Source organism: Rhizobium sp. CF080, assembly GCF_000282095.2.
GTDB lineage: Bacteria > Pseudomonadota > Alphaproteobacteria > Rhizobiales > Rhizobiaceae > Neorhizobium.
Window position 1 is genome coordinate 23,694 of the sequence record NZ_AKKC02000009.1, and the last position, 26,735, is coordinate 50,428.

General features: G+C 62.2%; 27 protein-coding genes. 12 read left to right on the forward strand and 15 right to left on the reverse strand.

The annotated features are described in order from the left end of the window. Positions 1-85: 85 nt before the first annotated feature. The 3 genes from odc2 (at position 86) to PMI07_RS20375 (ending at position 2,845) form a co-directional block, all read left to right on the forward strand. Complete coding sequence (odc2, locus tag PMI07_RS20365) at positions 86-1,219, forward strand: ornithine/lysine decarboxylase (RefSeq protein WP_007766789.1); 1,134 nt, start codon at positions 86-88, stop codon at positions 1,217-1,219. 110 nt (positions 1,220-1,329) lie between these two features. Continuing rightward, the gene (locus tag PMI07_RS20370) at positions 1,330-1,899 is read left to right on the forward strand and encodes an N-acetyltransferase (RefSeq protein WP_007766792.1); all 570 of its coding nucleotides are present in this window, start codon (positions 1,330-1,332) and stop codon (positions 1,897-1,899) included. A gap of 256 nt (positions 1,900-2,155) precedes the next feature. Beyond that, positions 2,156-2,845, forward strand: coding sequence for an OmpW family protein (locus PMI07_RS20375; RefSeq protein WP_007766794.1), 690 nt, complete (start codon positions 2,156-2,158; stop codon positions 2,843-2,845). Between the two features lie 139 nt (positions 2,846-2,984). Here PMI07_RS20375 and PMI07_RS20380 read toward each other — a convergent pair whose 3' ends face one another. The 4 genes from PMI07_RS20380 to PMI07_RS20395 form a co-directional block, all read right to left on the reverse strand. Then, positions 2,985-4,064: an aspartate-semialdehyde dehydrogenase gene (locus tag PMI07_RS20380; RefSeq protein WP_024163976.1), complete on the reverse strand. Its 1,080-nt coding sequence runs from the start codon at positions 4,062-4,064 to the stop codon at positions 2,985-2,987. Between the two features lie 221 nt (positions 4,065-4,285). Continuing rightward, positions 4,286-4,939, reverse strand: coding sequence for a glutathione S-transferase (locus tag PMI07_RS20385; RefSeq protein WP_024163977.1), 654 nt, complete (start codon positions 4,937-4,939; stop codon positions 4,286-4,288). 323 nt (positions 4,940-5,262) lie between these two features. Beyond that, positions 5,263-5,475 carry a 4-oxalocrotonate tautomerase family protein gene (locus PMI07_RS20390; protein ID WP_007768466.1) on the reverse strand — a complete coding sequence of 71 codons (213 nt, stop codon included), beginning with the start codon at positions 5,473-5,475 and terminating at the stop codon, positions 5,263-5,265. 25 nt (positions 5,476-5,500) lie between these two features. Next, positions 5,501-6,241 (reverse strand): SDR family oxidoreductase, encoded by a 741-nt coding sequence (locus PMI07_RS20395; RefSeq protein ID WP_007768460.1) that lies wholly within the window; start codon positions 6,239-6,241, stop codon positions 5,501-5,503. 100 nt (positions 6,242-6,341) lie between these two features. On the opposite strand from PMI07_RS20395, the gene PMI07_RS20400 reads away from it, so the two are divergent. After that, positions 6,342-7,235, forward strand: coding sequence for a LysR family transcriptional regulator (locus PMI07_RS20400; protein WP_007768455.1), 894 nt, complete (start codon positions 6,342-6,344; stop codon positions 7,233-7,235). A gap of 228 nt (positions 7,236-7,463) precedes the next feature. Here the strand turns inward: PMI07_RS20400 and PMI07_RS20405 are convergent, their stop codons facing one another. Together PMI07_RS20405 and PMI07_RS20410 are read right to left on the reverse strand one after the other, a co-directional pair. Then, positions 7,464-7,703 (reverse strand): hypothetical protein, encoded by a 240-nt coding sequence (locus PMI07_RS20405; RefSeq protein ID WP_007768452.1) that lies wholly within the window; start codon positions 7,701-7,703, stop codon positions 7,464-7,466. Further along, entirely contained in the window at positions 7,703-7,969 is a 267-nt protein-coding gene (locus tag PMI07_RS20410) for a hypothetical protein (protein ID WP_007768449.1), read from the reverse strand. Before PMI07_RS20410 ends, PMI07_RS20405 begins: the two co-directional genes overlap by 1 nt. A gap of 455 nt (positions 7,970-8,424) precedes the next feature. Between PMI07_RS20410 and PMI07_RS20415 the strand changes: the two genes are divergently transcribed. Both PMI07_RS20415 and PMI07_RS20420 read left to right on the forward strand, forming a co-directional pair. Next, positions 8,425-9,456, forward strand: coding sequence for a serine hydrolase (locus tag PMI07_RS20415; protein WP_007773053.1), 1,032 nt, complete (start codon positions 8,425-8,427; stop codon positions 9,454-9,456). Between the two features lie 89 nt (positions 9,457-9,545). Beyond that, on the forward strand, positions 9,546-10,703 hold the full coding sequence (locus PMI07_RS20420; RefSeq protein ID WP_007773056.1) for a GGDEF domain-containing protein: 1,158 nt from the start codon (positions 9,546-9,548) through the stop codon (positions 10,701-10,703). Positions 10,704-11,095: 392 nt separating this feature from the next. Here the strand turns inward: PMI07_RS20420 and PMI07_RS20425 are convergent, their stop codons facing one another. Together PMI07_RS20425 and PMI07_RS20430 are read right to left on the reverse strand one after the other, a co-directional pair. Continuing rightward, a complete protein-coding gene (locus tag PMI07_RS20425; protein WP_007773058.1) occupies positions 11,096-12,082 on the reverse strand; it encodes a WD40 repeat domain-containing protein in 987 nt (328 codons plus the stop codon). A gap of 58 nt (positions 12,083-12,140) precedes the next feature. Continuing rightward, positions 12,141-13,259, reverse strand: a complete 1,119-nt coding sequence (locus PMI07_RS20430; protein ID WP_037087830.1) for a GTP-binding protein — start codon at positions 13,257-13,259, stop codon at positions 12,141-12,143. Positions 13,260-13,523: 264 nt separating this feature from the next. On the opposite strand from PMI07_RS20430, the gene PMI07_RS33740 reads away from it, so the two are divergent. After that, positions 13,524-14,174 (forward strand): GNAT family N-acetyltransferase, encoded by a 651-nt coding sequence (locus PMI07_RS33740; protein ID WP_007756702.1) that lies wholly within the window; start codon positions 13,524-13,526, stop codon positions 14,172-14,174. A gap of 11 nt (positions 14,175-14,185) precedes the next feature. Here the strand turns inward: PMI07_RS33740 and PMI07_RS20440 are convergent, their stop codons facing one another. The 3 genes from PMI07_RS20440 to PMI07_RS20450 are packed head-to-tail and all read right to left on the reverse strand — an operon-like array spanning position 14,186 to position 15,693. Continuing rightward, the gene (locus PMI07_RS20440) at positions 14,186-14,584 is read right to left on the reverse strand and encodes a type II toxin-antitoxin system VapC family toxin (protein WP_007756703.1); all 399 of its coding nucleotides are present in this window, start codon (positions 14,582-14,584) and stop codon (positions 14,186-14,188) included. Continuing rightward, a complete protein-coding gene (locus PMI07_RS20445; protein WP_007756716.1) occupies positions 14,581-14,838 on the reverse strand; it encodes a type II toxin-antitoxin system prevent-host-death family antitoxin in 258 nt (85 codons plus the stop codon). Before PMI07_RS20445 ends, PMI07_RS20440 begins: the two co-directional genes overlap by 4 nt. 57 nt (positions 14,839-14,895) lie before the next feature. Further along, a complete protein-coding gene (locus tag PMI07_RS20450; RefSeq protein WP_007756717.1) occupies positions 14,896-15,693 on the reverse strand; it encodes a creatininase family protein in 798 nt (265 codons plus the stop codon). An 83-nt stretch (positions 15,694-15,776) separates the two neighbouring features. On the opposite strand from PMI07_RS20450, the gene PMI07_RS20455 reads away from it, so the two are divergent. Both PMI07_RS20455 and PMI07_RS20460 read left to right on the forward strand, forming a co-directional pair. Continuing rightward, positions 15,777-16,268, forward strand: a complete 492-nt coding sequence (locus tag PMI07_RS20455) for a MarR family transcriptional regulator (RefSeq protein WP_007756723.1) — start codon at positions 15,777-15,779, stop codon at positions 16,266-16,268. Positions 16,269-16,384: 116 nt separating this feature from the next. Then, the gene (locus tag PMI07_RS20460; RefSeq protein ID WP_007756725.1) at positions 16,385-17,407 is read left to right on the forward strand and encodes a LacI family DNA-binding transcriptional regulator; all 1,023 of its coding nucleotides are present in this window, start codon (positions 16,385-16,387) and stop codon (positions 17,405-17,407) included. Here PMI07_RS20460 and PMI07_RS20465 read toward each other — a convergent pair. Next, positions 17,404-18,471 (reverse strand): FUSC family protein, encoded by a 1,068-nt coding sequence (locus tag PMI07_RS20465; protein ID WP_007756727.1) that lies wholly within the window; start codon positions 18,469-18,471, stop codon positions 17,404-17,406. The two genes, PMI07_RS20460 and PMI07_RS20465, sit on opposite strands and share 4 nt — an antisense overlap. 58 nt (positions 18,472-18,529) lie before the next feature. Between PMI07_RS20465 and PMI07_RS20470 the strand changes: the two genes are divergently transcribed. After that, positions 18,530-18,985, forward strand: coding sequence for a MarR family transcriptional regulator (locus PMI07_RS20470; RefSeq protein WP_007756729.1), 456 nt, complete (start codon positions 18,530-18,532; stop codon positions 18,983-18,985). 57 nt (positions 18,986-19,042) lie between these two features. Here the strand turns inward: PMI07_RS20470 and PMI07_RS20475 are convergent, their stop codons facing one another. After that, positions 19,043-19,816 (reverse strand): gamma-glutamyl-gamma-aminobutyrate hydrolase family protein, encoded by a 774-nt coding sequence (locus tag PMI07_RS20475; RefSeq protein WP_007756731.1) that lies wholly within the window; start codon positions 19,814-19,816, stop codon positions 19,043-19,045. A 306-nt stretch (positions 19,817-20,122) separates the two neighbouring features. On the opposite strand from PMI07_RS20475, the gene PMI07_RS20480 reads away from it, so the two are divergent. After that, positions 20,123-21,229 carry a TRAP transporter substrate-binding protein gene (locus PMI07_RS20480; protein ID WP_007756732.1) on the forward strand — a complete coding sequence of 369 codons (1,107 nt, stop codon included), beginning with the start codon at positions 20,123-20,125 and terminating at the stop codon, positions 21,227-21,229. Positions 21,230-21,982: 753 nt separating this feature from the next. Here the strand turns inward: PMI07_RS20480 and PMI07_RS20485 are convergent. Both PMI07_RS20485 and PMI07_RS20490 read right to left on the reverse strand, forming a co-directional pair. Next, positions 21,983-23,491, reverse strand: coding sequence for a TRAP transporter large permease subunit (locus PMI07_RS20485; protein WP_007756733.1), 1,509 nt, complete (start codon positions 23,489-23,491; stop codon positions 21,983-21,985). Between the two features lie 27 nt (positions 23,492-23,518). Further along, entirely contained in the window at positions 23,519-24,058 is a 540-nt protein-coding gene (locus PMI07_RS20490; RefSeq protein ID WP_007756734.1) for a TRAP transporter small permease subunit, read from the reverse strand. A gap of 315 nt (positions 24,059-24,373) precedes the next feature. Between PMI07_RS20490 and PMI07_RS20495 the strand changes: the two genes are divergently transcribed. Continuing rightward, complete coding sequence (locus PMI07_RS20495) at positions 24,374-26,695, forward strand: GGDEF domain-containing phosphodiesterase (protein ID WP_037087836.1); 2,322 nt, start codon at positions 24,374-24,376, stop codon at positions 26,693-26,695. Positions 26,696-26,735 lie beyond the last annotated feature (40 nt).

Sequence of the window (26,735 nt, forward strand, 5' to 3'; positions counted from 1 at the left end):
CCACCGATCGGGTCCTGGCGCATTCTCATCCGTCCTTTGTCCTCCGGTTCACAGCCGGAGCTTTGAGATTTGAAGGGACTGACCGATGACCACTGCTCGTATCCTCGACTTCATCAAGACCCAGCGTCCCGAAGGACCATATCTTGTTGTCGATCTCGACGTCGTGCGCGACAATTTCACCGCTTTCCGTCATGCCCTGCCGGACAGCGCGATCTATTACGCGGTCAAGGCCAACCCGGAACCGGCAATCCTGAAGCTGCTCGCTTCGATGGGTTCCAACTTCGACTGCGCCTCGGTCGCCGAAATCCAGATGGCCCTCGATGCCGGCGCTTCCGCCGACCGCATCTCGTTCGGCAACACGATCAAGAAGGAACGCGACATCGCTCGTGCCTTCGCGCTCGGCGTCGGCCTCTATGCCGTCGACAGCCATGAGGAAGTCGAGAAGATTTCCCGCGCTGCCCCGGGTTCCAAGGTGTTCTGCCGGGTGCTGACCGATGGCGAAGGCGCCGAATGGCCGCTGTCGCGCAAGTTCGGCTGCGTGCCGCAGATGGCCGTCGACGTGCTCGTCTATGCTCACCAGATGGGCCTCGAGTCCTACGGCGTGTCCTTCCATGTCGGCTCGCAGATGACCAAGGTCGATGCCTGGGATGCGGCTCTTGCCGATGCCAAGCGCGTCTTCGGCTCGCTTGCAAAGCAAGGCATCGTTCTGCAGATGGTCAACATGGGCGGTGGTTTTCCGACCAAGTACCTGCGCGACGTGCCGTCTGCCGAAGCCTACGGCAAGGCGATCTTCGCTTCGCTGCGCAAGCATTTCGGCAACAACCTGCCGAAGACGATCATCGAGCCGGGTCGCGGCATGGTCGGCAATGCGGGCGTCATCAAGGCTGAAGTCGTCCTCGTGTCGAAGAAGTCGGACAACGACAATCACCGATGGGTCTTCCTCGACATCGGCAAGTTCGGCGGTCTCGCCGAAACCATGGACGAGGCCATCCGTTACCCGATCCGCACCGAGCGGGACGGCGACGAGATGCAGCCCTGCGTTCTCGCCGGCCCGACCTGCGACAGCGCCGACGTGATGTACGAGAAGAACATGTATCCGCTGCCCGTGACGCTCACGATCGGCGACGAGGTTCTGATCGAAGGCACCGGCGCCTATACGACGACCTATTCGGCCGTCGCCTTCAACGGTTTCGACCCCCTGAAGGCCTACGTCATCTAAGGGGCGGATTTCCGCTCCCTAATACCGCCGGCCCCGTAACCAGCCGGGGCGGCAAATTCACAATTCCTCTTCATCGCCGCTGATAACGGTATTGGGTACGGGAGGCCAAGATGGCCGCTGTTCTTGATTCTGTACGCGCATTCTTTGCGCCAAACTCCACTTTCACCATCGACGCCGAAACTCCGGCCGATGTGGTCGCCCGCGAAACCCTGCTCGACCGTGCCATGGGGCCGGATCGTCGCAAGAAGTCGTCGGAAAAGATCCGCCGCAACCGCGTGCCGGCCGATGGCCTCGCCATCGTCGCCCGCGACGGCGCCGGCCATGTGATCGGCACCGTGCGGCTCTGGAACATCGAAGCCGGCATCTCCTCCGAGGGCCAGGCGATCGATGCGCTGCTGCTCGGCCCGCTGGCCGTCGACGCTGCCCACGAGGGCAAGGGCATCGGCGGGGCGCTGATGCGGGCTGCGATCGCCGAGGCCCACAAGCGTGGCCACGGCGCGATCCTGCTCGTCGGCGATGCAGCCTATTATGAGCGGTTCGGCTTCTTCGCCGACAAGACGCGGCATCTCGTCATGCCCGGCCCCTTCGAGCGTTCGCGTTTCCTGGCGCTCGAACTCAAGGCCGGCTGGCTGGAAGGTGCCGCCGGCGTGATCGTCGCCAACGGGCGCAAGCTGGCCTGACAAAGGTCGAGCTTCCATCGAAGGCATTCAGCACTCAAGGTCTCGCGCCCCGACGATCTGCCAAACCCCGTCTCCCCGGTGGAGCGTTCCGATTGGAACGCCCTGAAGGGGAGGCGGGGTTTTTCGTGCGACAAATTCTCCCTTTCGGGCTGCAACGGCGCCTCCGCCGGCAGCGGTTGATCCTGATCAATCCGACTCTCGATGACCGCTCCTAAGCCTCTCCCTGCAAGATAAAAACGCGAGCAGGAGAGCTTACATGAACACGAACGGGGTACGGCATCTGAGATGGATCGCAGGCGCGGGTGCGGTTTTTTTCGCATTCGGGGCGGCCGCGGCGGATCTGACGCCTGTTCCCGTCGCCCCGGTGGCGCAGGAGGTCGCAACCGGCCGGAGCCCCTGGCAGATCCGCGTGCGCGGCTTGGGCGTGATCACTGAGGACCGCGGTTCGGTCGATGGCGTTGCGGGTTCGGACCTGTCCTATTCCGACTCGGTCATCCCCGAACTGGATATCAGCTACTTCTTCACCGACAATATCGCCGCCGAACTGGTCCTCGGCACGACCTACGCAAATATCAAGGAAGACGGTGCGGTCGGCGTGCCGGTCGGTCGCGCCTGGCTTCTGCCGCCGACGCTGACGCTGCAATACCATTTTACGGATTTCGGCGCCTTCAAGCCCTATGTCGGTGCGGGCGTCAATTATTCGCTCTTCTACAACCAGTCGGAAAAGCCGGGCTTCCACAATCTCGACGTCGAGAACAATGTCGGCGCGGCCCTTCAGGTCGGCTTCGACTACATGATCGACCAGCACTGGGGCGTGAACTTCGACGTCAAGAAGATCTTCCTCGAAACCAAGTGGAAGGCCGACCACGACGTGCTCGGGCCGCTGAGCGGGAAGGCGAAGATCAATCCCTGGCTGATCGGGACAGGGGTTACCTACCGATTCTAGAAGAACAACGAGGGCGGTAGGGGGGCGGGGCCGGCGCCAGCCAGGTGGCGCCGGCCCCGTTTTATAAGTCTTCATCGCATGCAGGGCGGCGGGCCGCCATCGACGACGAACGCCTCACCGTCGCGCATGAGGTAGAGCCTCACGGCTTCCGCCCGGCATCGGCAAGCAGCCGTTCGGCGATCTGTACCGCGTTGAGCGCCGCACCCTTCAGCAACTGGTCGCCGGCGACGAAGATCGCCAGCGTGCGGCCGGACGGATCGCCGAGATCGGTGCGGATGCGGCCGACCAGCACGTCGTCTTCGCCGGAGGCTTCCGAAGGCATCGGGAAGCGGTTACGGATGCGGTCGTCGACCAGCCGCAGGCCGGGGGCGGCGGACAGCAGGCCGCGGGCTTCCTCGGGCGATACCGGCTGGTCGAACTCGATCGAGATCGCCATGGCATGGGCGCGCAGCACCGGCACGCGGATGCAGGTGATGCCGATCGGCAGGGCGGGCACGTCGAGGATGCGGCGGGTCTCGGCCACCACCTTCAGTTCCTCGCCGTTATAGCCGCTCTCCGGGTCCATCTCGGCATTGTGGCTGAAGAGGTTGAAGGCGTAAGGGTGCGGCAGCACCTTCGGTTCGAAGACCTCGTCGGCGAGATAGGCCGCGGTCGACAGCCGCAGCTCTTCCATCGCCGCAGCGCCTGCGCCAGAGGCTGCCTGGTAGGTCGAGATGTTCAGCCGGCGGATCGGATGGGCGCGGTGGAGCGGGGCGAGCGCCACGGTGGCGATAGCCGCGACGCAGTTCGGGTTGGCGATGATGCCCCGGTGCTGCCCAAGCGCCTCGCCGTTCACCTCCGGGACGATCAGCGGCACCGCGGCCTCCATGCGGAAGGCGGAGGAATTGTCGATGACGACGGCGCCGGCCTTCACCGCGATCGGCGCAAAGCGCTTGGAAATGCTGCTGCCGGCCGAGAAGAGGGCGATATCGACGCCCTCAAAGCTCTCCTCGGTCAGTTCCTCGATGACGAGTTCGGTGCCCTTGAATTCAACCGTCTTCCCGGCGGAACGGGCCGAGGCGAGCAGCTTCAAACCGCCGAGCGGAAAGTTGCGGGCTGCCAGGCAGTTCAGAAGCTCGACGCCGACCGCACCGGTGGCGCCGACGATCGCGACGATCGGGGTTGCGGTCGAAAGGCCGATGGACTGGCCGGGAGCGAGGTTTTCAAGATCGATCAGCATTTTGTCTCTCCTTGGATTTTCGAGAGAGACAGGGCTGTTTGTCACCTTTGAATCCCGTCCGTCTCTGGCGGGGTTTTGAGGATGATGTCGCTTCTACCGCGCACGCACCCAAAAACGCCCCGCGTCAGCGGTCGTTTTGGTGGTGGTTTTGGTGGTCAGGTTTGCGAACATGGCGGCTTGATAACACGAGCCTGCGGCGTCGCCAAGCGGGTCAGCGGCGGCTATTTTCCCGGCCGCGCGAAGACGTAGTCGCCGCCCTTCTGGAGCGCGCACTGATAGGCAGGTCGGGCATGGATGGTATCCAGCCAGGCGATGGTCGCCGGCCTGCTGTCGTCGAGGCCGGCGCGGCCTCTCGCTGTTTCCAGCGGAAAGCTCATCATGATGTCGGCGGCCGTCATCGTTTCGCCTGCAAACCACGGGCGGCCGGAAAGTTCTTGCTCGACATAGTCGAGATGGACGTCGATCATTGGCTGGACCTGTTTTCTCGCCCGTTTGCCGAGCAGCGGAACGCGGCTGACAACCAGTTTTGCGAAGATCACCGGCATGACCGAACCCTCGGCATAGTGCAGAAACTGCCGGTACTTCAAGGCACCCGCCTCGTCGGCTGGCGGACCGAGACGGCCACCGCTTTTGGCGACGAGGTATTCGCAGATGGCGCCGGTCTCGACCAGCTTGACGCCGGCGCCTGCGAGTGCCTCGGTGTCCTCGACGACCGGCGACTTGCCGAGCGGATGGACTTGGCTCAGCTCCGGCGGGGCAAGCATGGTCTGCCTGTCGCGCTGGTAGAAACGGATCTCGTAGGGCAGTTCCAGCTCCTCGAGCATCCAAAGCACGCGCTGCGAGCGGCTGTTGTTGAGATGGTGGACGATCAGCATGGCGGGCTCCGGTGGTTGCGGCGCAAACGGCACCTTGGAACCTATACGGATCGGCCAGCGGTTCGGACCACTCGGCGGGGCGTTGGGCGATCGCCCGGCGGGGTGGGATAGGGCCCGGCAGTGCGGCAAGCTAAGCCCCTCCCCCTTTTGGGGGTCCGCAGGACGGGTTGAGACGGGTGGCTCAACCCAGGTACGGTTGGTGAGGGGCCTTCGCTCCGCATAAAACCCCTCCCGCCTGCCGGCCACCCTCCCCACAAGGGGGAGGGTTAAGACCGCCGCACCGCCTCACCTCCGATATGTGATGCTCTGCCCATATTTCTCAATCACTCCCTGGCGCGGTAGGCGTCCGGGATCATGAAAATCTCGTCGGCGCGACCGTATCCGCCGTCCTTGACCTCCTCGATCAGCACCATGGTGTGAGGCCGAGCGGCCTCGCTCATGTATTCGACCAGCATCTCGGTCGTGCGGTGGACGATCTCTTCCTTCTGGGCCTTGCTGAGGGCGCCTTCGGGCGTCTTGATGTTCACGAATGGCATGGTTCTCTCCTTTGGTTTTGGTGTTTCAGATCATGCCGCCATTGGCGCGGAGCACTTGGCCGTTGACCCAGCCGCCATCCGGGCCGGCGAGAAAGGAGACCACTGTGGCGATGTCCTGCGGCTGGCCGAGGCGGCCAAGCGGGATGGTTCTCACGATATTCTGGACCAGTTCGTCGGACTTGCCGGTCATGAACAGCTCGGTTTCGACAGGGCCGGGGGCAACTGCGTTGACGGTGATCTTGCGCCGGCCGAGTTCTTTCGAGGCGACATGGGTCATCGCTTCGACAGCCGCCTTGGTGGCGGCATAACCGCCATAGGCTTGACCGTAGGCTCCGACGACGCTCGACGAGAAGTTGATGATGCGGCCGCCGTCGCGCAGCCGCTTGCCCGCTTCGCGAATGCCGCGGAACGTGCCGGTCAGGTTGATGGCAAGCAAGGTTTCGAAGGCCTCGTCATCCATCTCGGCGAGCGGCGCAAGCCTCATCACGCCGGCATTGTTGACGAGGATGTCGGCACCGCCGAAGTTTTGTTCCGCGGCGTCGAACAGGGTGGCGGCGGCGGTCGGGCTGCCGACATCCGCCTGCACCGCGACGGCCTTGCCGCCGCCCGCTTCGATCTCGGCAACGACCTCGTCGGCGGCCTGCCGGCTGGTTGCATAGTTGACGACGACGGCGATGCCATCCTTTGCGAGGCGGAGCGCGATGGCTCTGCCGATGCCCTTCGATGCGCCGGTGACGATCGCGACGCGTTGTCCGTTGGTGGTCATGGGATCTCTCCTTGGTTGGTGGCTAGGAGATATTGCTGACACGGACTGAGAACAATTGCCGATAAATTGACATCAGAGTTCCCCTGTGGTGAACAAAGCCATGGATCGTCTCGACCGCATGCAGCTTTTCGTCCGGATCGTCGAACGGCGCAGCTTTTCCGCTGCTGCCGCCGATCTCGGCCTTGCCCGCTCGACCGTCACCGAGGCTGTCAAGCTGCTGGAGGAGGGGATCGGCACGCGGCTGCTGGAGCGGACGACGCGCCACGTTACCCCGACATTGGACGGCCGGGCCTTCTACGAGCGTTGCCTTGCGATTCTGGCCGAGGTGGACGAGGCGGAGAACATCTTTCGCGATGCGCAGCCGCGCGGCCTGCTGAGGGTCGATGCGCACGGGTTCCTGACCCGCACGTTCCTTTTGCCGCGCCTCCATGAATTCCTCGACCGCTATCCGCTGCTGGAACTGCAGATCGGCCAGGGGGACCGGCTGGTGGACCTCGTGCGCGAAGGCGTGGACTGCGTCATCCGGGCCGGCGAAATCGACGACAGCGGGCTGATCATGCGCCGGCTGGGGACGATCGCCGAAATCACCTGCGCCGGCCGGACCTATGTCGAAAAGCACGGCATGCCGTTATCGCCGGACGCGCTGGAAGGACATTCCGCCATCGGCTTCATCTCCTCGCGTACCGGCCAGATCATGCCGCTCGAATTCATGGTTGGTGGGGAGGTGCGCTACGTCACCCTTCCAAGCCGGCTGACGATCAACAATTCCGACACGATGGTCGATCTTGCCCGCCGCGGCTTCGGCCTCATGCAGGCGCCGCGCTACCGCCTGCAAAAGGATATCGACGAGGGCGTCCTCGTCGAGGTGCTTGCGGATTTCCCGCCGCCGCCGACACCGCTTTCGGCGCTCTATCCGCAGAACCGCCAGCTTTCGCCGCGGGTGCGCGTCTTCCTCGACTGGATCGTCAAGGTGTTTGCCGAAGCCGGGCTTTGAGACCGGCCGGAAACACAAAATCGAGATGATTGCCGCAGTGCGGGAACATTTATCCGCGGTGCGGCTTTATGCGGAATTCGCTCGACCTCTCGCCAATACTCCGCGTTTCAAGCTCCCCGCCGAGGGCTGAGCCATCCGGGCGTCCTGAGGTTCCCTGCCGGGACGTTCGAGGGCGCGGGTGTCCATCAGCCACCCGCGCCCTGCTGTTCTGGAGCGCCGGGAAACTGCCTATGGCCGATAGATCGCCTGCAGCCTGGCGAGGTCGGCGATCTTCAGCTCGACGGGATCCATCTCGTCGCGCGAAGGCTTGAACCAGGCTGCCGCCTCCTGGATATGCCGGCCATAGGGTTCCGGATACATGCTCAGGCCCAACACCCATTGCCGGACGATTTCGCGGTCCATGCGGCCCGAAGCATAACGGTCGTGCATGGTCCTGGCGGACATGGTGAGGTCTTCGACATTCTTCATCAATGCACCGCGGGATTGGGTTCGGGTTCGCCGAAGAAGGAGCGGATGCCGTCGCGCTCGACGGTTGCGAGAAACTCGTCGAAGGCTTCGCGGTCGGTCGGAAACGGTTCTTCCCAGGAAGTGACGTCATCCTCCTCGGTGATGACTTCGAGCGTCCAGTCGCCCTGGGTGCCGGCAGGGCGGTAGATATCGACCAGCACGGTAATGCCGTCGTCGGTGAATTCGCCGGCGAGTTCGGAATGTTCAGTCTTGGGTGCCTTGGCCATGTCCTGTCCGATCGTAGAAACGGCTGTCCTCGCGCTGCGGCTCCGGTCCCGGGAGGGAGAATCGGGCACGCGGCGGTGAGACCGTCGGGAATGGTCCCATACACTGCTTTCCTTTCGGGCTCCACCGTGGATGAACTTGGAGGCGGTTCTCGTTTTCGAAGAAAATGAGAACGACTTTTCGGGGTGAGGACCGTCGCATATGGGACGTGAGGCGGTGCGGCATCCCTAACCCTCCCCCTTGTGGGGAGGGTGGCCGGCAGGCGGGAGGGGTTTTGTGGTACGAAGACCCCTCCCCAACCCCTCCCCACAAGGGGGAGGGGCTCCACGCACCCTCATGCGATTGCCCCTGGGTGCGTGCAGTCGCCGGCCGCTATCATCCTCACGCCCCATCATCTCTGCGTGAATCCACCCTTTCCGCCATAGTCTCGGCCGGCTTGCCGTCCTAGCTTCGTTGCATGATCACTCGCCGCGCAACCCTCATCTCCCTGCCGTTCGCATTGACCGCCGCCCGTAGCCTTGCCCAGGGCGAGCGCCAGGCACCAGTTCCGCAACCGCCCGTGACGCTCGATACCGTGCTCGGCGGCGCGGCGGAACTGGAGCCGCTGAAGGTCGTGCTCGTCGCCCGCCATGGCGGGATGCTCGCCGAGCGGGCGTTCAACGGCCGTTCGCTGAACGCCTCGACCAATATCAAATCGGCTTCGAAATCGATCATCTCGGCCCTGACCGGGATCGCTATCGACCGCAGGCTGCTGGAGGGGCCGGACCAGAAGATCGCCCCGATCCTGAAGGCCGACCTGCCGGCAAACCCGGACCCGCGCATCCACACCATCACCATCGGCAACCTGCTCTCGATGCAGGCGGGGCTCGGGCGGCTGTCGGGGCCGAACTACGGCCGCTGGGTTGCGAGCAGCAACTGGGTGCGGTTCGCGCTCGCCCAGCCGTTCAACGACGATCCCGGCGGTTCGATGCTCTATTCGACCGCCTTGACGCATCTGCTTTCGGCGATCCTTACCAAAGTCGCCGGGAAATCGACGCTGGCGCTGGCGCGGGAATGGCTGGAGCCGGTCGACGGTTTCCGCATCGCCTCCTGGGAGCGCGACCGCCAGGGCATCTATCTCGGCGGCAACCAGATGGCGATGACCGCCCGCTCGCTGTTGGCCTTCGGCGAACTCTACCGCAACGGCGGCAAGGCGAAGGACGGCCGCCAGGTCGTCTCCAGGGATTGGATCGACCGGTCCTGGACGCCACGCACCAATTCCCGCTTTTCCGGCGATGGCTACGGATACGGCTGGTTCCTGCGCTCGATCGGCGGCGAGGACGTCAAGTTCGGCTGGGGTTATGGCGGGCAGATGCTCTATATCGTGCCGTCGCTCGACCTCACCGTGGTGATGACATCAGACGAGAGCGGCCCGTCGGCCCGCAGCGGCTATCGCGACGACCTGCACGCCCTGCTTGGCGAGATCATCGGCGCCGTTCGCGCCGTTTGAAGGCTGATCGCTAAAACTTGAACGACCGGACACACCGAACCGCAATCGGCTGGCGCTAGTATGCCTCGCGTCGCTATTGGGGGTGTTCCATGCTGGATCTGCGGACGATCTATATCGTCTCGGCTATGACCTGCTCGGTCCTGGGCATCGTCCAGATGATCGCCTATTCCAGCGGCCGCTTCGAGCGCTGGCTGTTCTGGTGGAGCGCCAGCGGCATCGTCATCGGAGTGGGCCTGTTCAGCATCGGCCTGCGCAACATGGTGCCGGATGTCGTTTCGGTCCTGATCGGCAACAACCTGATCCTGGTCGGCTATCTGTTGCTGATCGTCTCCATCCGGCTTTTCGGCGGTCGTCCGGCGCGCTGGGGCCTGAGCTGGCTGATCCTCGCCATTCTTTCGGCCCCGCTGATCCTCTTGTGGCGGGACGATGCCAGTTCCGCGCCGCGCATCGCCATCTTCTCGCTGGTCTGCGCCCTCGGAGATCTCATGGTGGTGGTGGAAGGCATTCGCCTCGCACGGCAGGAAAGGCTGCGTTCGGCATGGCTGGTCGCGGCTATCTATCTGCCGACAGCCGGCATCTTCATCGGACGGGCCGTGCTGGCGGCGACGGGGTGGATCGGCGAAGGCGGCCTGTTCGCCCCCGGCAACGGAGCCGATGCCTGGCTCGGCCTCTGGGCGGCGCCCTTCCTGGCATTGCGCAGCATCGTCATCAATCTCATGGCGGCCGAACAGGCGGGAAACAAGCTCACCCACCTGGCGGACCGCGATGCGCTTACCGGCGTGCTCAACCGCGGCGGGCTGATGCGCTCCTATGCCGGCCTGGAGGCCGGGCCGGTCGCCCTGATGCTGATCGATGTCGATCATTTCAAGCAACTCAACGACACGCATGGGCACGCGGTCGGCGACGAAGTGCTCAGGCGGTTCGCATCCTCCGCGGCCCTGCACCTGCGCAGCAGCGATCTCTTCGCCCGGCATGGCGGCGACGAATTCGTGATCGTCCTCAAGGGAAGCCCGGTCGAGAAGGCCGTGGAGACCGCCGAGAAGATCCGTGCCGCCTTTGCCGATTCCCTGAGGGAGATGGAAGACCTTACGGTGCTTCCGACGCTCAGCATCGGCGTGGCGACCGAGATCTGCGGCCCCGGCGAGCTCGAAAGCCTGCTGCAGCGGGCCGACCAGGCGCTTTATGCCCGCAAGCGCAACGGCCGAGACGGTATCGACACGTTCGAGGAAGACCGCCAGGCGGCCTGAATGCGGGGACGATTCCGCAGCGGGGAGCAGAAATTCCCTTTTCGTTTGAAGCAAATTCGCGTCGAAATAACCCTGCGTCATCCCCGCCTGTGCGGTTGCGGCCATACTGGTCGCGTCACAGGGCAGGGAGCCGGGTCGCATTCCACGGAGAACATCCGGCGCCCGGTGATGGTCGCAAAGGCGAGGGCGGCTCCGTCAGGGCGCCGACCGCCGAGAGGTGCAAGGTATCGGAATTCGGACCCTCCGCTACCCACCTTTCGGGAAAACCGGAACGATCGGGCAGGCAGAACAGCCTGACACTTATACCACCTGATACAAGCTGCCTGCCCGTCCCGTATGGACCAGGCCGCGGCGGAGATTTTTCCGCCGCGGTCATTCGTGCCGGGATTAACTCAAGCCGAGATATCGATGACGCCGCAATCGCCAGCATCGGAGGAGAAGGCGACGAGCTTGCCGCTGGCGCTCCAGCTCAATCCGGTAATGCCGCCCTTGCCGGGCCGGCGCAGGAGCGCTTCCTTGGCGTCGGCCAGCCTCACGCCAAGGATCATGCCGTCGATGAAACCGATGGCGAGCACTTCCTCGGCCGGATGGAAGGCCACCGACGTGACCATGATATTGGCGCGGGTGCCGAGTTCCTGCGGTGCCTTGCCCATCGGGCCATCCTTGGCCGAAAACGGCCAGACGATCGCCGCCGGCGCACCCGACGAGGCGAGCCATTTGCCCTTCGGCGACCAAGAGAGCGACTTCACCTTGGCCGGATAACCGGTCATCCGCATATGGCGGTTCTCGCCCGGCTTGCCGTCGAGCTTCCAGCCGTGGAGTGCATTTTCCTGCATCGTCGTCACCAGGAAGCGCCCGTCCGGCGAGAAGGTGACGGCGTTGTGAGCGCCCTTCCATTCGAGATCGACCGGCGGCGCATTGGTGCCGACCCAGTGCAGCGAGACGCCGTTGTAACGGGCGGCGGCGATCCTGAGGCCCTTGCTCGCGAAGGCGAGGCCTTCGACGCTGCGCTCTTCGGGAAATTCCTTCAGCGTGCCGTCGTTCAGCTTCACGAAGCTCGACTTGCCATGCGCATAGGCGACCGCATTCTGCGGACCGCCGGCGACGACGCTGATCCATTTGCGCGGCGCTTCGGCGATCAGGGTCGCCTCGCCATTGCTGCCGATACGCATCACCTTGCCGTCCTCGCCGCCGGTCAGCAGCGTGGCGCTGAAGGGATCGCGGATGCAGGTCAGGAGACCTTGATGAGCCTCCGTGACTTTCTCTCCGCCATCCAGGCGGTGGATCGTGCCGGCGGCGGTGGCAAAGAACGGGACGTCGCCGAGGAAATGCGCGGCGACGACATGGCCTTCCAGATCAAGCGGTGCAACAGTCGGCATTACGCAGCATTTCTCCCGGGCATGACGTGGTCCGAAAACCGCTTCACACTTTTCGGCGTCATGCCGCTACCTCACAAGCCCTGAAACTCTTCTCGATCTTGTCGACGTCGAGATCGCGGCCGATGAAGACGAGGCGCGATTCGCGCTTTTCGCCATCCTTCCACGGACGCTGGTGATCGCCCTCGACGATCATGTGGACGCCCTGCACGACATAACGTTCCTCGTCGCCCTTGAAGGCGATGATACCCTTGAGGCGCAGGATGCTCGGGCCGTCGGTCTGGGTGATCTTCTGGATCCAAGGAAAGAACCGTTCCGGGTTCATCTCGCCGCCGCGCAGCGAAATCGACTTCACCGTGACGTCATGGATCGGCGACATTTCGCCGTGGTGGTGATGGTGGTGATCGTGGCCGTGATGATCGTGATCGTGGTCATGCGCATGATGGTCATGATCGTGATGATGGTGGTCGTGCCCATGGTCGTGGTCGCAATCCGGGCCGCAGACATGGTCGTCATGGCCCTGATCGAGGAAATGCGGATCGTTTTCGAGCGCGCGTTCCAGGTTGAAGGCGCCCTGATCGAGCACGCGGGCGAGATCGACGCCGGAACGGCTGGTCTTGTAGACGCGGGCGGTCGGGTTGATGGCGCGCACCACGTCTTCGATGATGGCCAGTTCTTCCGGGGTGACGAGGTCGGTCTTGTTGATGACGACGACGTCGGCAAAGGCGATCTGGTCTTCGGCTTCGCGGCTGTCCTTCAGGCGCAGCGGCAGGTGCTTGGCGTCGACGAGGGCGACGACTGCATCGAGCTCGGTCTTGGCGCGCACGTCGTCATCCATGAAGAAGGTCTGGGCGACCGGGACCGGATCGGCAAGGCCGGTGGTCTCGACGATGATGCCGTCGAAGCGGCCGGGGCGGCGCATCAGGCCCTCGACGACGCGGATCAGGTCGCCGCGCACGGTGCAGCAGACGCAGCCGTTGTTCATTTCGTAGATCTCTTCATCCGACTCGACGATCAGGTCGTTGTCGATGCCGATCTCGCCGAACTCGTTGACGATGACCGCGTATTTCTTGCCGTGGCTTTCGGAGAGAATGCGGTTCAGCAGCGTCGTCTTGCCGGCGCCGAGATAACCGGTGAGCACGGTGACGGGAACGGGCTTCGGGGTGGCTGTGTCGGTCATTTTTTCGGCCATGGGGAAACCTCGAGAGACTTTGAAAGCGCCCGGTGGGCGCGGAAGCTTGGTTCGCCTCATATAAGGGTAAGCCGGGACGAGTTCAAAGGGTTTGTATGTTATAAGATCACATCGGCTACAGGATGCAGCAGAAGCGGTTAGCCCGCCTATGAAAGGGTCCTATGAAAATTCATCGGTGACTAGCCGCTCTATCAAAAAATCGGCATCTCCCCTAACAAATGTTCCTGGGGACAGGCGGGGTCTGCTGTTTGAATGGAACGTCAATTTGATGGGTTTCTTACGTGCTGTCCGAATCCGTCAGACACAGAGGGGTCGGGCATAAGGGACAGGGTCCAGCGCGGCAGGACCTCGCTCCGATATTTTCTCGGCGATGACCTTCGCCGCAGCCGTTTCTTCGCAAACAGCGTCAACGACGACCGCATCATCGCCATCAAATCCGGCGATGAGATGATCGGTTACGCAGCCTTTTACCTCCGGGGGAAAGGTCCCTTGTCTCCGGCCTTCCCGGCGTTTCTGTCCGAATACGGACTTCTCAAGGGTTTTGGGAATTTCCTGCTGTTCAAGGCGACGGAACCGCGCGTCAATGCGTCGACGCTCTACATCTACAACATCAACGTCGATGCGAAGCAGCGCGGCAAGGGCGCCGGCAGCGCGCTGATCGATGCGATTTCCGACTTGGCGGCGATGAACGGCTGCACGTCCGTCAAGCTCCAGGTTGCCGCCCACAATCGCGCGATGATCCTCTACCTCAAGAAGGGTTTTGTGGTCACCGGCGCGATGAAGATGCGCTGGCTGAAGCGCTTCTTTCCGTTTGAATGTCTGGTGGACATGGAACTGCGGCTTGAGCCGGCCAAGGTGGTCGCGGTATCGGTCGTGGTGGAGACGGTCCCGGAGGCGGCTTGATTTCTTGCCGCTCAAGCGGATGATGACTTGATCGCCGAAACCACATCGGTCTTGGCAAAATCGTCACCTACATAGAGAAGCGGACAGTTGAATTCCTTGGCCGTCGCATAGGCGAAGCAATCGCCGAAATTGAGCGAAGCCTTGTGAAAGCCCTTGCCGAACAGAGCGTAAGCCACAGCGGCGCGTTCTGCTCTTACTGCGTCCAGCTCGATGATGGTGATGGGGAGCCTGTCGATCAGGTTCGTAAGGCCAGGTAGACATTTCTGTCCACGAGCGACAATCAGAGCTTCGGTGAGAGTGGCTGCGTTGAGGAGGACCTTGGATTCCCGCGTGAGTACCTCCTGGCAATCAAAGGCACCAATTTCATTCTTGACGATGGCGATCAGAGCTGACGTGTCGACGACAATCATGCCGGCAAGCCGTCGTCACCATAGAGAAAATCCTGGCTTCGCTCAGCAGGGACGTCATCGGCCTTGGGTTCGGGAGCCATGGCTCTGATTTCCTCGATCAGTGCTCTGCGTTGATCGCGCGTCAGTTCCGGCTCAATGGGTACAAGCCTTGCGATCTTATGACCTCTTCGCGTGAGAACGACATCTTCTCCAGCTTCCGCGCGATGAAGGAGTTCAGTCAGACTTGCTTTGGCCTCGCTCACTGAAATTTCCATGACATGCTCCATTGGTCCAATTACATGGTCCAGATATACGCTTGTCGTGTCGTCGATTCAACATTGCTCCAATGCTGCGAGATCGAACCTCGCCACATCCTCCAGCAATTCGATGATGCCCTTCACCGCATGCGCGACCAGCACCTCGCCCCGTTCGGCCGTCGCCGCAGCCGCGTTGCCGGCGACGCCTTGTGGGTTGAGGTCGGACATCTTCCAGCCGAAGGCGTGCGGGCCATAGGCGCGCAGATGCTTGAAATCGCGGGAAAAATCCGACTGACGGGAGGGGAAGTTTTCAGCCCTGGCCATATCGACACGGTCCGGATGGAGCGCCAGCATCACCGATGTCTCGATGTCGCCGCCGTGGATGTCAACCGCCTTGTCTGCCGGCGCGATCCAGCCGTCCGGCTGGCCGAAGCGGGTCCAGCTCGTCGCCACCGCCAGCATGCCGAACCGCACCCGCGCCTCGGTCGCCACGATCGTCAGGAGCGGCGAATTGCCGCCATGGGCATTGAGCAGCACCAGTTTGTCGATGCCTTTGCTATGAAGGTCACTGGCAATGGAGAGCCAGCGATTGACGGCCTCATCGAAGGCAAGCGTCTTCGTGCCGGTGACATCCATGTGCTCTATCGAATAACCGACTGGTTCCGTGGCTAAAAACGTGACTGGTAGGTCGGCGGGCAGGGCAGGGATGAGGCGGGCGACCAACCCCTCGGCTATCAGTGTGTCGGTCTCGAAAGGCAGGTGCGGTCCGTGCTGTTCGTGGGCGCCGAGCGGCAGGACAGCGATCCACTCTCGCCTTTCTGTGGACGCAAGTGTCGTATCATTGTCTTGATAACGCGGCGAAGGATGCGGCATCTGGCGGTGGTTTCCGGGTTTCGATATGCATAGCGCGGCACAGATATAACGGTTCCTTCTCCAGGGCAAAACGGGCAGAGCGAATGAGCAAGAAGAAGGGCGACAAAAAAGCCAAGTCCGGCAAGAAGAAGGAGCTGGAAGGCCTGTCGGCCACAGACCTTGCGCCGGCGATCACCCAGGCTGCCCGCTCGATGCGCACCGCGCTCAGCCGCAGCCTCGGCGAAAGCGGGCTTTATGCCGGCCAGGACGGCGTCATCCTGATCCTTGCCGAAGAGGACGGCATGACCCCCGGCCAGCTCGCCATACGGCTCGGCGTCAAGGCCCCGACCATGACCCGCACGATCGGCCGGATGGAGGCTCAAGGCTTCCTGGAACGCCGCGCAGACGGCACCGACGGGCGCCTCACGAAAGTGCACCTGACGGAAGCCGGATTGCAGACCGTCGAACAGATCGGCCGTTCCGTCTCAGCATGCGGTTCGATGGCCGCAAAAGGCCTTTCCGACAAGGAGATCCGCACGCTCCTCAAGCTTCTGAAAACCGTCGAGCAGAATCTCCAGTCGAACCCGGACGACTGAGGCTGATTTCCTTTTGAAATTTTCGCTGTCACAGGATTGTCGCACCGAATTAAATTGTTTATTTAAAGTTTAATTCGAGCATCGGATAGCGATGCCGGCCATTGCGGGTGGGGGAAATGGCACAAAAGATCAAGTTGTCGACGATCGGCGAGAGCCTCGGTCTTTCCACCGCCACCATATCGCTTGCGCTGCGCGACAGCCCGCTGGTCGCCGCCGATACGCGGGAAAAGATCAAGGAACAGGCGAGAGCGCTCGGCTACATCTACAATCGCCGCGCGGCCAGCCTGCGGACCTCCCGCTCCGGCATTATCGGCGTCGTGGTGCACGACATCATGAACCCGTTCTACGGGGAAATCCTCAAGGCGATCGAAAGCGAGCTCGACCGCAGCCGCCATACCTTCATCCTGTCCAACCACTACGACTCGGTCGAAAAACAGCGCACCTTCATTGAAACGCTGCTGCAGCTGGGCGGGGACGGGGTGATCATGTCGCCGGCGATCGGCACGCCGATCGAGGATATGAGGCTCGCGGAGGAAAACGGCATGCCGGCCATCCTCGTTGCCCGCTCGATGGAAGGCGTCGAACTGCCGACCTATCGCGGCGACGACAGCTACGGCATTTCACTTGCGACCAACCATCTGATCGGCCTCGGACATCGGGTCATCGCCATGATCGGCGGCACGGACCAGACGTCGACCGGCCGCGACCGCTACCAGGGTTATGTCAATGCGCTGCGCAAGGCAGGCATCGAGGTGGATCCGAACCTGCGCATTCCCGGGCCGCGCTCGAAGCAGGGCGGGTTCGAGGCGGCGGTGCATTTCCTCTCCCTGCCGCAGAAGCCGACCGCCGCCGTCTGCTGGAACGATCTGGTGGCGATCGGCCTGATGAACGGCATTGCCCGCGCCGGGCTGATGCCCGGCCACGACATCTCAGTCACCGGTTACGACGATCTGGAAGAGGCCTCGATTGCGACACCCGCACTGACGACGGTGTGGAACGGCCAGACGGAAGTCGGCCGGCTTGCGGCGCGCGCGCTGCTCGACCGCCTTGCCGGCAGCCACGAGCCGGACGGCATCCATCTGATCAAGCCGGAAATGCGCATCCGCCAGTCAACCGGCGTGCACCGGCCAAGGGCTTAGGCTTTGGGTGCCGCGGTCTGCGGCAGCAGAAGGATGGCTCCCTGGTTGACGAAAAGCACCATGCAGGCGGCGAAGACGGTCGCGTAGAGCCGGTCCCAGAGCATGCCGACCGGGATGACATGATCGGCCGTGCCCATGGCCATCATCATCAGCGGCGCCATGACGATCGAATAGGCGAGGTAGTTCCTGGCCCGCAGGAATGGCCGGCAGCCGCCGAGAACGGCGATGCTCAGGACGTCCGCCCAGGCGGGCAGAGCCAGGAATGAAAGCAGGCCCGCACAGCAGACGCCGACGATGACTCCGATCACCCTTTGCGTCGTCTTCAGCGGCATGCGCTCGGGCCGCCGTTCGACCAGCAGCACAAGCGTCAGCGCCGCCCAATGAATGTCGTGGGAGGGAAAAAGCGCGTGCGCCAGCGAGACGGCGCCGAGGCAGAAGACCAGCCGGATCGGATACTGCCAGCCCGCCAGTTCCCCCAACGAGCGCTTCAGCCGGTTGAACTTCTGCCCGGCGGTCGGGACACGTTCGGTTTCAATCGGCTTTTCCTCAGGCTTGCGGATGCGATCGACGATGGCGGACATGCCGATATGCAGGATCATCGCGAAGAGCGCGCCGCTCATGACAACGGCAAAGATCAGCAGCGGATCTGCGCTCGTCGTCGCCACGATGCCGCCGACCATCATCAGATAGAAGACGAACCGCATCGAGGCTGCCACCATAGCCCGATCGAACCCGCCGACGACGCCTGCAATCGCCGCAAGCGTAAGGCTCGCCACTTGGCCGGCCATGCCCATGCGGCCGATGAGGCAGGCAAGTCCTGCCGCGAGCGCCAGCGTCGCGAAGGCGGCACCCGCACTGCCGGCTTGCACCCTCAACTTGCCATGCGCTACGGTTCCGCTCATCGCCATGCCGCCGACGAGGCCGAGGCCCGTATGATGCCCCCTTGCGGCCAGCAGCGCCGGGACGGCCATGGCAAGCGCCGAAACGACGATCTCGATCGCCGTCACTTCTTTTTCCGTCGACCAGCGAAAGGCTCCGGCAACGTGATTGAGTGTCTGTTTCATCCGCCGTCTCTCAAGGCCAGGTTTGAGCAGTGGCGGAATAATACGCAATGCGTATCATATGTCCAGTGATCGGGACGAAGCCTCGACGTTGATCGTGCGCAGCGTGCTGCTGCTCGGCCGACGCCTGCGCGCAGCGCGAGCGGAAGGCTCAGTCAGCCTTTCGACGATCGCCATGCTCGCCACGCTTCACCGGCTCGGCCCGATGCCCGCCTGGCGCCTTGCCCAGGAGGAACGCCTGCAGCCGCAATCGGTCACCCGCATCGTCGCAGCCATGGAACGCGACGGCTTCATCAGCCGTAGCCGCAGCGAACAGGACCGCCGCGAAATCGAGTTGGCGCTTACGCCGCATGGCCGCAAGGTTCTCTCCGAAGATATCCGCTCCCGCAGAGCCTGGCTGGAAAAGGCGATCGAAGCCAGCCTAGGGGACGAAGAGCGCGAAACGCTGATGGAGGCTTCGCAGATCATGCTGAAGCTTGCTTATGTGCATGTCGAAGGAGAGCCGGGGCAGGAGTAACTTTTGCCGTATCCGGCGCCCTGACGGGTTGGGGGGCAGGCGGCGACCTTGTGAGTGTCAAGCCGCCACGTTGGTAATCGCCTTGCGGGCCGCATAGGCGCGGACCGCTTCGCCGAACGCGTGGAACAGCGCCCGGGACGGCGCATCGGTTTCGGCCCAGTATTCCGGGTGCCATTGCACGCCGACCGCAAAATTCTTGGCGTCGATGACTGAAACAGCCTCGATCGTGCCGTCTTCGGCCGTCGCTTCGACCTTCAGACGCGGGGCGGTTTCGGCGATCGCCTGGCGGTGCAGAGAGTTCACCTGGACCTCGCCCGTGAGGCCCAGATAATTGGCGATGCAGGAGCCTTCAGCCACGAAGACCGGCTGGCGGATCGCATACATGCCGTCGCGCTCCTTCACATCGGGTTTGCGGTGATCCCAGATACCCGGCTGTTCCTGGATTTCGCTTGCAAGGGTGCCGCCGAGCGCCACGTTCAGTTCCTGGATGCCACGGCAGATGGCGAGCAGCGGAATGCCGCGGTCGATCGCCCGGCGGATGAGCGGCAGGGAGGTCGCATCGCGGGCCGGATCGAAGGGACCGTCACCGGCCGTGGCCTCCCTGCCGTAGAGCGAGGGGTGAACATTGGTCGCCGAACCGGAAACCAGCACGCCATCGACGCGGTCGAGGATCGCGTCGGTCTCGTTGCCCTCTTCGAAAGCGGGGATGATGAAGGTCATCACATCCGCCACCTTCAGCGCCGCCTGGACATATTGGTTCGGCGAGGCATGCCAGATCGCTCCGTCCAGTTCGCGGATATCAGCGGGCAGGGCGACGATCGGTTTCGGCATCAGGCTCTCCAACAAAGCAGGCTGTAACGGCTCGCTTCGTTGTGCCGCCGGACACCGCCTCAAGTCAAGTTCCAGGCCGTGCCTTCCGGTCTGCATTGCTCAAGGAATAAGCATCGCCCCTTTGAAATATCTTAGGAATCCAGTTTCGACGGGACGCTACGAAAGTCTAAGGTCAAAAGACGTTCCCGCATTAAGGAATATTAGCTCCGGCGCTTGCAACCCATAGACCAAAATGTTTACCTCGCGGCAGGACCGGGGGAGTGGGAACAGATAATCCCTACGGTTTCTCTTACTGGGAGGTATTTCATGGATCGTCGTTCATTCTTTAAAAAGGCCGCCGTCACCGGGGCAGGGGCAGCCGCCGCTACGGTGCTCGCCGCTCCGGCCATCGCACAGTCGGCGCCTAAGGTCACCTGGCGTCTGACGTCTTCATTCCCGAAGTCGCTGGATACCATCTACGGCGGCGCGGAAGACATCGCCAAGCATGTCGCCGCAGCAACCGATGGCAATTTCACCATTCAGCCGTTTGCCGCCGCTGAAATCGTGCCGGCCATGCAAGCGGCAGACGCCGTCAGCAATGCGACGGTCGAAATGTGCCATACCTGCTCCTACTACTATGTCGGCAAGGATCCGACATTTGCGATCGGCACCGCGATCCCCTTCGGCCTCAATGCCCGCCTGACGAACTCGTGGTTTTACGAGGGCAACGGCAACAAGCTGATGAACGAATTCTACGCCAAGCACGGCCTCTACGGCATGATCGCCGGCAATACCGGCGCGCAGATGGGTGGCTGGTTCCGTAAGGAAATCAACACGGTCGATGACTTCAAGGGCGTCAAGATGCGCATCGCCGGCATTGCCGGCAAGGTGCTGGAAAAGCTCGGCGCGGTGCCGCAGCAGATCGCCGGCGGCGACATCTACCCGGCGCTCGAAAAGGGCACGATCGACGCGGCGGAATGGGTCGGCCCCTATGACGACCACAAGCTCGGCTTCTACAAGGTCGCCAAGTACTACTACTATCCGGCCTTCTGGGAAGGCGGCCCGGTCATCCATGCGCTGATCAATCTCGACAAGTGGAACGCCCTCCCGAAGAGCTACCAGGCGGCGCTGACAGACGCCTGCGCGTTTGCCAATACCAGCATGATGGCGAAATACGACGCGAAGAACCCGACGGCGATCAAGCAGATCGTCTCGCAGGGCACCACCCTTCGCCCGTTCAGCCAGGACATTCTCGAAGCCTGCTACAAGGCATCCCTCGAGGTCTACAAGGATATCTCCGCCACCAACGCGGACTTCAAGAAGATCTACGAAGACCAGGTCGCCTTCAAGAAGGAAGGTTACCTCTGGATGCAGCTGTCGGAATACACGTTCGACACGTTCATGATGATCCAGCAGCGCAACGGCAAGCTCTGATCGCAGATCGGGCAGGTCTCATTTCAGGAACCCCGGATCGGAAGGTCCGGGGTTTTTGTTTGCCCGCGGTTCGGCTGGTTGCGGCAGGTTGTGCCGTCTCGACAATCACACGCGCTTATCTATGATTGCAGCGTTCGAGGGCTGAAGCAGCACGCTCCGCGGCCAGCCGGAGCATCGGTGAAGACGGGCTTCACCGACTTCAAGCAAAAGCCCTGCTCTCGAACTGGAGGTGATGCGATGTGGAAACCACTGAGCATTACGTTGCTGTTTAGGAAAAATCGGACGGGCTGGTCAGTGTCCGTCCGATTCATGTTCTTAACCAAGTAACAAAGGAGGGCAGAGTTCGCGCTCTGTCCTCCACTCCGAAAATATACTCTCCCGTCAGCAGCCTGACAAGGGAAGCCGATCATCGATCTTTGTCAGGTTGCGGAAGGTTGTGTCGTCTCGACAATCACACGCGCTTATCTATGATTGCGACGTTCGAGGGCTGAAGCAGCACGCTCCGTGGCCAGCCGGAACATCGGTGAAGACGGGCTTCACCGACTTCAAGCAAAAGCCCTGATCTCGAACTGGAGGTAATGTGATGTGGAAACCACTGATCATTACGCTGAGGTTTAGGAAAAACCGGACAAGCTGGTCAACAGCCGTCCGGTTCAGGTTCCTAATCTAAGCAAACGGAAAGCAGGGAGGCACCCCTGTCTTCCACTCCAAAAATATACTCTCCCATCAGCAACCTGACAAGAGAAGCCGCCCTTAGGGGTTGATCTTCGGGGGCTCGCCGAAGTTCGGCATGCCGGGCAATCCCTGCTGGCCGGGTTGGGCCGGCGCGCCGTCCATCGGGGGCAGGCCGAAATTCGGCATCTGGTTGCCGCCGCCATTGCCGTTGCCGAAGCCGGGCACCTCGATCTTGATCGTGTTGAGATCGACGTCCGGCGCCTTGTCCAGCCAGTAGGTGACCGACTCGGGCCAGAAGATCACGATGGCGACCAGGACGAGCTGCATGCAGAGCCACGGAATGGCGCCGAGATAGATATCCTTGGTCTTGACCGATTTCGGGGCGATCGAACGCAGATAGAAGAGCGCGAATCCGAAGGGCGGGTGCATGAACGAGGTCTGCATGTTGATGCAGAGCAGGACGCCGAACCAGATCAGGTCGATGCCGAGCGCGCTTGCGACCGGCGCCAGCATCGGGATGACGATGAAGGCGATCTCGAAGAAATCGAGGAAGAAGGCCAGGAAGAAGATGAAGATGTTGACGAAGATCAGGAAGCCGATGGCGCCGCCCGGAACGTGAGACAGAAGATGCTCGATCCACAGGCCGCCATCCATGCCCTGGAAGACGAGGCTGAAGCAGGTGGCGCCGACCAGGATGAAGACGACCATGGAGGTGATCGTCATCGTCGAGTGCATGCCTTGGCGCAGCAAATCCCAGGTGAGACGGCGATGCATCGCAGCGATGGCCATGGCGCCGACGACACCGAGCGCGCCTGCTTCCGTCGGGGTTGCGAGGCCCATGAAAATGGTGCCGAGCACGAGGAAGATCAGCACGATCGACGGGACCATGCCCCAGAGGACCTTCATGACCAGAGCCGCGTTCATCTCGCCGCGCGCTTCGGGCGGCAGCGGGGGAACGTCTTTCGGCCGGAAGATCGACAGGCCGAGGATGAACAGCATGAAGATCGTGACCTGCAGGATCGAAGGTCCGATCGCGCCGAGATACATGTCGCCGACGGAACGGCCCAACTGGTCGGCCAATACGATCAGCACGAGCGAAGGCGGGATGACCTGGGTGATGGTGCCCGATGCGGCGATGACGCCCGTCGCAAGCCGCGGGTTATATCCGTATTTCAGCATGATCGGCAGCGAGATCACGCCCATGGTGATGACCGAGGCGGCGACCGTGCCGGTAATCGCGCCGAGGATGGCGCCGACGACGATGACCGCATAGGCGAGGCCGCCGGGGACGGCGCCGAACAGCTTGCCCGTTCCTTCGAGCAGGTCTTCGGCCAGGCCGCAACGCTCCAGGATGGCTCCCATGAAGGTGAAGAAGGGAATGGCGAGCAGCAGGTCGTTGGAGACGATCCCGAAGATGCGGAACGGCAACGCCTGCATGAAGGCGAACTCGAAATGGCCGGTGGCGATGCCGAGAAGACCGAAGAACAGGCCGACGGCCGAGAGCGAAAAGGCGACCGGGAACCCGTAGAGCATGAATATGATCATGCCCAGGAACATTGCCGGCGGCATTATACCGTATGCGAACATGAGCGGCTTATTCCCCAGAATTTCTTGTTATTGGAGCGGCTTTTCGTAGGTCGTATCGACCTGGAGTATGCCCAGAAGGCCCGCGATGCGCTTCACCAGTTCGGAGAGGCCCTGCAGCGCCAAAAGGAAGAAACCCGCCACGATGATCAGCTTGACCGGCCAGCGGATGAGGCCGCCGGCATTCGACGACACTTCACCCTGCGCGTAGGACAGCGCAAAGAAGGGCCAGGCGAGCCAGGCAAGGTAAAGGCAGGCCGGGATGAGGAAGACGATCAGGCCGATCGTATCGATCCACAGGCGGGCACGGTCCGAAACGGAGCCGTAGATCAGGTCGACGCGAACGTGCTCGTTGAGCCTCAAGGTATGTGAGGCGCCGAGCAGCACGATGAAGGCGAAGAGATACCACTGGATTTCAAGCCAGCCGTTGGAACTGTAGTTGAAAAGGTAGCGGATAATGGCGTTGCCGGCGCTGATGAGCGTGCAGGCGAGGACCAGATAGCCGGAGAATTTGCCAACGATTTCGCTCAAGCGATCGATGAGACCGCTGATCTTCAACAATGCAGCCATGCTTTCCCCAATTCCGACGGGTCTCTCTTATCCCGCCCGTTCTTGGATGGCGATGTAAACCAAGGTCTAAGAAAAGGAAAGTCCTAATAGACTGGGTTTTCGTCTACAAAAAGCCGGATCATAAGGGGTTGCGCAAGCTGTCGATGGGTTGCGCCCGTCGTGGAGGCGGCCTCTTGAAAAATTTAGCTATGCCGTTGGCAATTTGTTCAGCAAACTCTCAAGAACCCCCCAATGAAAGGGGGTTGCAAGGCGCGCGGACAAGCAAATTTTAAAGGGTTTCCCGCAGTGTCGACCGGAAGACAAGGGATGAACCCGATGAAAGAGACCGAAGCGAAGACGTTGTCGACGGATGTGTATCTGTCGTTCGTCACGTCGCTGTTTGGAAATCGCGGCACATTGTGGACCGGCGTGGTTGTTCACGTCCTGTGGTGCCTGCTCGTTTTCCATTACAGCGGTGCGCAATTCTATCTCCTGTTTGCCTGCGGGTTCGCGGCGGTGTTTGCCTATCGCATGTACTGGTTCCACCGGTTCGACAAGGTGGACAAGGCGTCGCTGACCCATGACGATATCGCTGCCTGGGAGCAGCAATATGTGATCGGCGCGTTCCTTGCGGCCTTTCTGCTCGGCGTCGCCAGCGGTTACGCCCTGCTCGTGCTGGAAAACCCCTTCGTCGGCTTCACCTGCATCGCCATGACGCTCGGCTCGATGATGTCGATCGTTGGCCGCAACTACGGCTCGCGCATCGCCGTCGATCTCCAGACCCTCGGCTGCTGCGGGCCGATCCTGATCGCCTGCCTGTTTACCGAGGATCTGCATCTGGCGCTGATGTCGTTGCTGCTCATCCCGTTCGGCCTCACCACGCGGTCGATGGCCAATGGCGTGCGCGAATTCCTCTATGAGAACGTCATCGCCTCGCGGAAGATGGCAATCATCGCCGGCCGTTTCGACATCGCACTGAAGACGATTTCCCACGGTCTCGTCATGCTCGACGGCGAAGGCAAGATCCAGGTGATCAACCGTCGCGCCCGCGATCTGCTCGGCCTCGACAAGAAGAGCGATCTGAAGGACCGCGATTTCGCCGCCGTGCTCTGCGAAGATGCGGAAAATGCGCCCGAAACCATCCTGCGGCAGCTTTCCAAGCTGGCCGACGGCACGCTTGAACGCGCGCTCTTCAAGTTCAAGGACGAGCGCCACCTCGAATTCTCGGTCAGCCCGCGTTCCGACGGCGGTGTCGTGCTGATCTTCGAAGACGTCACAGCCCGTCTCGCGGCCGAGGAAAAGGTGCTGCACATGGTGCGGTTCGACGCCCTGACGGGCCTGCCGAACCGCGGCCACTTCGCGGATCTTTCGACCAAGAAGCTGAAACGCCGCGGTGAGGCGCTCGCCGCGCTCGCCGTGTTCGACGTGGACGGTTTCAAGCATGTCAACGACCTGCGCGGCCATGTGGTCGGCGACCGGCTGCTTGCGGCGATCTCGGCAAGGCTCTCGGCGCTGAAGACCGACGGCCTGCTGGCGGGCCGTCTGGTCGGCGACGAATTCGTCGTGCTTTTGACCGGTGGCGACGACGGTTGCGAACTGGAGCGTCAGGTCCGGCGTATCCACGCCGAGATCCAGGGTGACTATTATGTCGATGGCCTTCGCCTTCCCGTTTCGATGAACAGCGGTTGTGTCATCCTGCCCTCGCAGGACTTCGATATGGAAAACTGGCAGATCAAGGCGGACCTTGCCCTCAATCATGCGAAATCGACCGGCAACGGCACGCTGACTGTGTTCCTTTCGGAAATGGACGCCCAGTATATCGACGAGCAGAAGCTGCGCGTCGACCTTCGTCAGGCGATCGAGAACCATGGCCTGCATGTCGTCTATCAGCCGATGTATCGTCCCGATGGCTCCGGCATCGAATGCAGCGAGGCTCTGGTGCGCTGGCGCCATGCGGAGCGCGGCATGGTGGGGCCGAACGTCTTCATCCCCATGGCCGAGGATATGGGGCTTGTCTCGCATATCACCCATCTGGTGCTCGATCAGGCCTGCCGCGACTGCGCGACCTGGCCGGAGCCGATGGCCGTTTCCGTCAACCTTTCGATCCAGGACCTGCGCAACGACGATATCGTCGGCTATGTCGCCGACGTGCTGAAGCGCTATGCGCTCGATCCGTCGCGGTTGCATCTCGAAGTCACCGAAAGCTGCTTCATGGACGAACCGGTGGCGGTCAGCGCCATTCTCAACCAGTTCCGCGTGACCGGGGTGACGATTGCGATCGACGATTTCGGCACCGGATTCTCGAGCCTCAGCTATCTCGACTCCCTGCCGCTCGACGTGGTCAAGATCGACCGGGCGTTCATCCGCAATATCGCCGAGGATCAGCGCAAGCTGAAGCTGCTGCGCGGCATCGTGCACCTGTCCCGCGAACTCGGCCTCAAGATCGTCGTCGAAGGCGTGGAAACGAAGGAGCAGCTCGCGCTGATCAACCGCCATCGGTTCTCCGACCTGGTGCAGGGTTACGTGTTTTCCATGCCGGTCGCGTCCGAAAAGATCATCGAGCTGGCGGCCGAGGCTGCCCCCACGGCCAAGCTTTCGGCTATCCGACGCGGTGCCAAAAGTGCACAGGCCTCGCCTCTGCGGGCCGCAGCGCGCTGAATTCTGCCTGAAATTGCAACAGTGTTAACGGTTTTGGTAC

Bases quoted from the DNA above. Each gene is read 5' to 3' on its own strand.
- odc2 (WP_007766789.1), top strand. From the start codon at position 86: ATGACCACTGCTCGTATCCTCGACTTCATCAAGACCCAGCGTCCCGAA.
- PMI07_RS20370 (WP_007766792.1), top strand. From the start codon at position 1,330: ATGGCCGCTGTTCTTGATTCTGTACGCGCATTCTTTGCGCCAAACTCC.
- PMI07_RS20375 (WP_007766794.1), top strand. From the start codon at position 2,156: ATGAACACGAACGGGGTACGGCATCTGAGATGGATCGCAGGCGCGGGT.
- PMI07_RS20380 (WP_024163976.1), bottom strand. From the start codon at position 4,064: ATGCTGATCGATCTTGAAAACCTCGCTCCCGGCCAGTCCATCGGCCTT.
- PMI07_RS20385 (WP_024163977.1), bottom strand. From the start codon at position 4,939: ATGCTGATCGTCCACCATCTCAACAACAGCCGCTCGCAGCGCGTGCTT.
- PMI07_RS20390 (WP_007768466.1), bottom strand. From the start codon at position 5,475: ATGCCATTCGTGAACATCAAGACGCCCGAAGGCGCCCTCAGCAAGGCC.
- PMI07_RS20395 (WP_007768460.1), bottom strand. From the start codon at position 6,241: ATGACCACCAACGGACAACGCGTCGCGATCGTCACCGGCGCATCGAAG.
- PMI07_RS20400 (WP_007768455.1), top strand. From the start codon at position 6,342: ATGGATCGTCTCGACCGCATGCAGCTTTTCGTCCGGATCGTCGAACGG.
- PMI07_RS20405 (WP_007768452.1), bottom strand. From the start codon at position 7,703: ATGAAGAATGTCGAAGACCTCACCATGTCCGCCAGGACCATGCACGAC.
- PMI07_RS20410 (WP_007768449.1), bottom strand. From the start codon at position 7,969: ATGGCCAAGGCACCCAAGACTGAACATTCCGAACTCGCCGGCGAATTC.
- PMI07_RS20415 (WP_007773053.1), top strand. From the start codon at position 8,425: ATGATCACTCGCCGCGCAACCCTCATCTCCCTGCCGTTCGCATTGACC.
- PMI07_RS20420 (WP_007773056.1), top strand. From the start codon at position 9,546: ATGCTGGATCTGCGGACGATCTATATCGTCTCGGCTATGACCTGCTCG.
- PMI07_RS20425 (WP_007773058.1), bottom strand. From the start codon at position 12,082: ATGCCGACTGTTGCACCGCTTGATCTGGAAGGCCATGTCGTCGCCGCG.
- PMI07_RS20430 (WP_037087830.1), bottom strand. From the start codon at position 13,259: ATGACCGACACAGCCACCCCGAAGCCCGTTCCCGTCACCGTGCTCACC.
- PMI07_RS33740 (WP_007756702.1), top strand. From the start codon at position 13,524: ATGGAACGTCAATTTGATGGGTTTCTTACGTGCTGTCCGAATCCGTCA.
- PMI07_RS20440 (WP_007756703.1), bottom strand. From the start codon at position 14,584: ATGATTGTCGTCGACACGTCAGCTCTGATCGCCATCGTCAAGAATGAA.
- PMI07_RS20445 (WP_007756716.1), bottom strand. From the start codon at position 14,838: ATGGAAATTTCAGTGAGCGAGGCCAAAGCAAGTCTGACTGAACTCCTT.
- PMI07_RS20450 (WP_007756717.1), bottom strand. From the start codon at position 15,693: ATGCCGCATCCTTCGCCGCGTTATCAAGACAATGATACGACACTTGCG.
- PMI07_RS20455 (WP_007756723.1), top strand. From the start codon at position 15,777: ATGAGCAAGAAGAAGGGCGACAAAAAAGCCAAGTCCGGCAAGAAGAAG.
- PMI07_RS20460 (WP_007756725.1), top strand. From the start codon at position 16,385: ATGGCACAAAAGATCAAGTTGTCGACGATCGGCGAGAGCCTCGGTCTT.
- PMI07_RS20465 (WP_007756727.1), bottom strand. From the start codon at position 18,471: ATGAAACAGACACTCAATCACGTTGCCGGAGCCTTTCGCTGGTCGACG.
- PMI07_RS20470 (WP_007756729.1), top strand. From the start codon at position 18,530: ATGTCCAGTGATCGGGACGAAGCCTCGACGTTGATCGTGCGCAGCGTG.
- PMI07_RS20475 (WP_007756731.1), bottom strand. From the start codon at position 19,816: ATGCCGAAACCGATCGTCGCCCTGCCCGCTGATATCCGCGAACTGGAC.
- PMI07_RS20480 (WP_007756732.1), top strand. From the start codon at position 20,123: ATGGATCGTCGTTCATTCTTTAAAAAGGCCGCCGTCACCGGGGCAGGG.
- PMI07_RS20485 (WP_007756733.1), bottom strand. From the start codon at position 23,491: ATGTTCGCATACGGTATAATGCCGCCGGCAATGTTCCTGGGCATGATC.
- PMI07_RS20490 (WP_007756734.1), bottom strand. From the start codon at position 24,058: ATGGCTGCATTGTTGAAGATCAGCGGTCTCATCGATCGCTTGAGCGAA.
- PMI07_RS20495 (WP_037087836.1), top strand. From the start codon at position 24,374: ATGAAAGAGACCGAAGCGAAGACGTTGTCGACGGATGTGTATCTGTCG.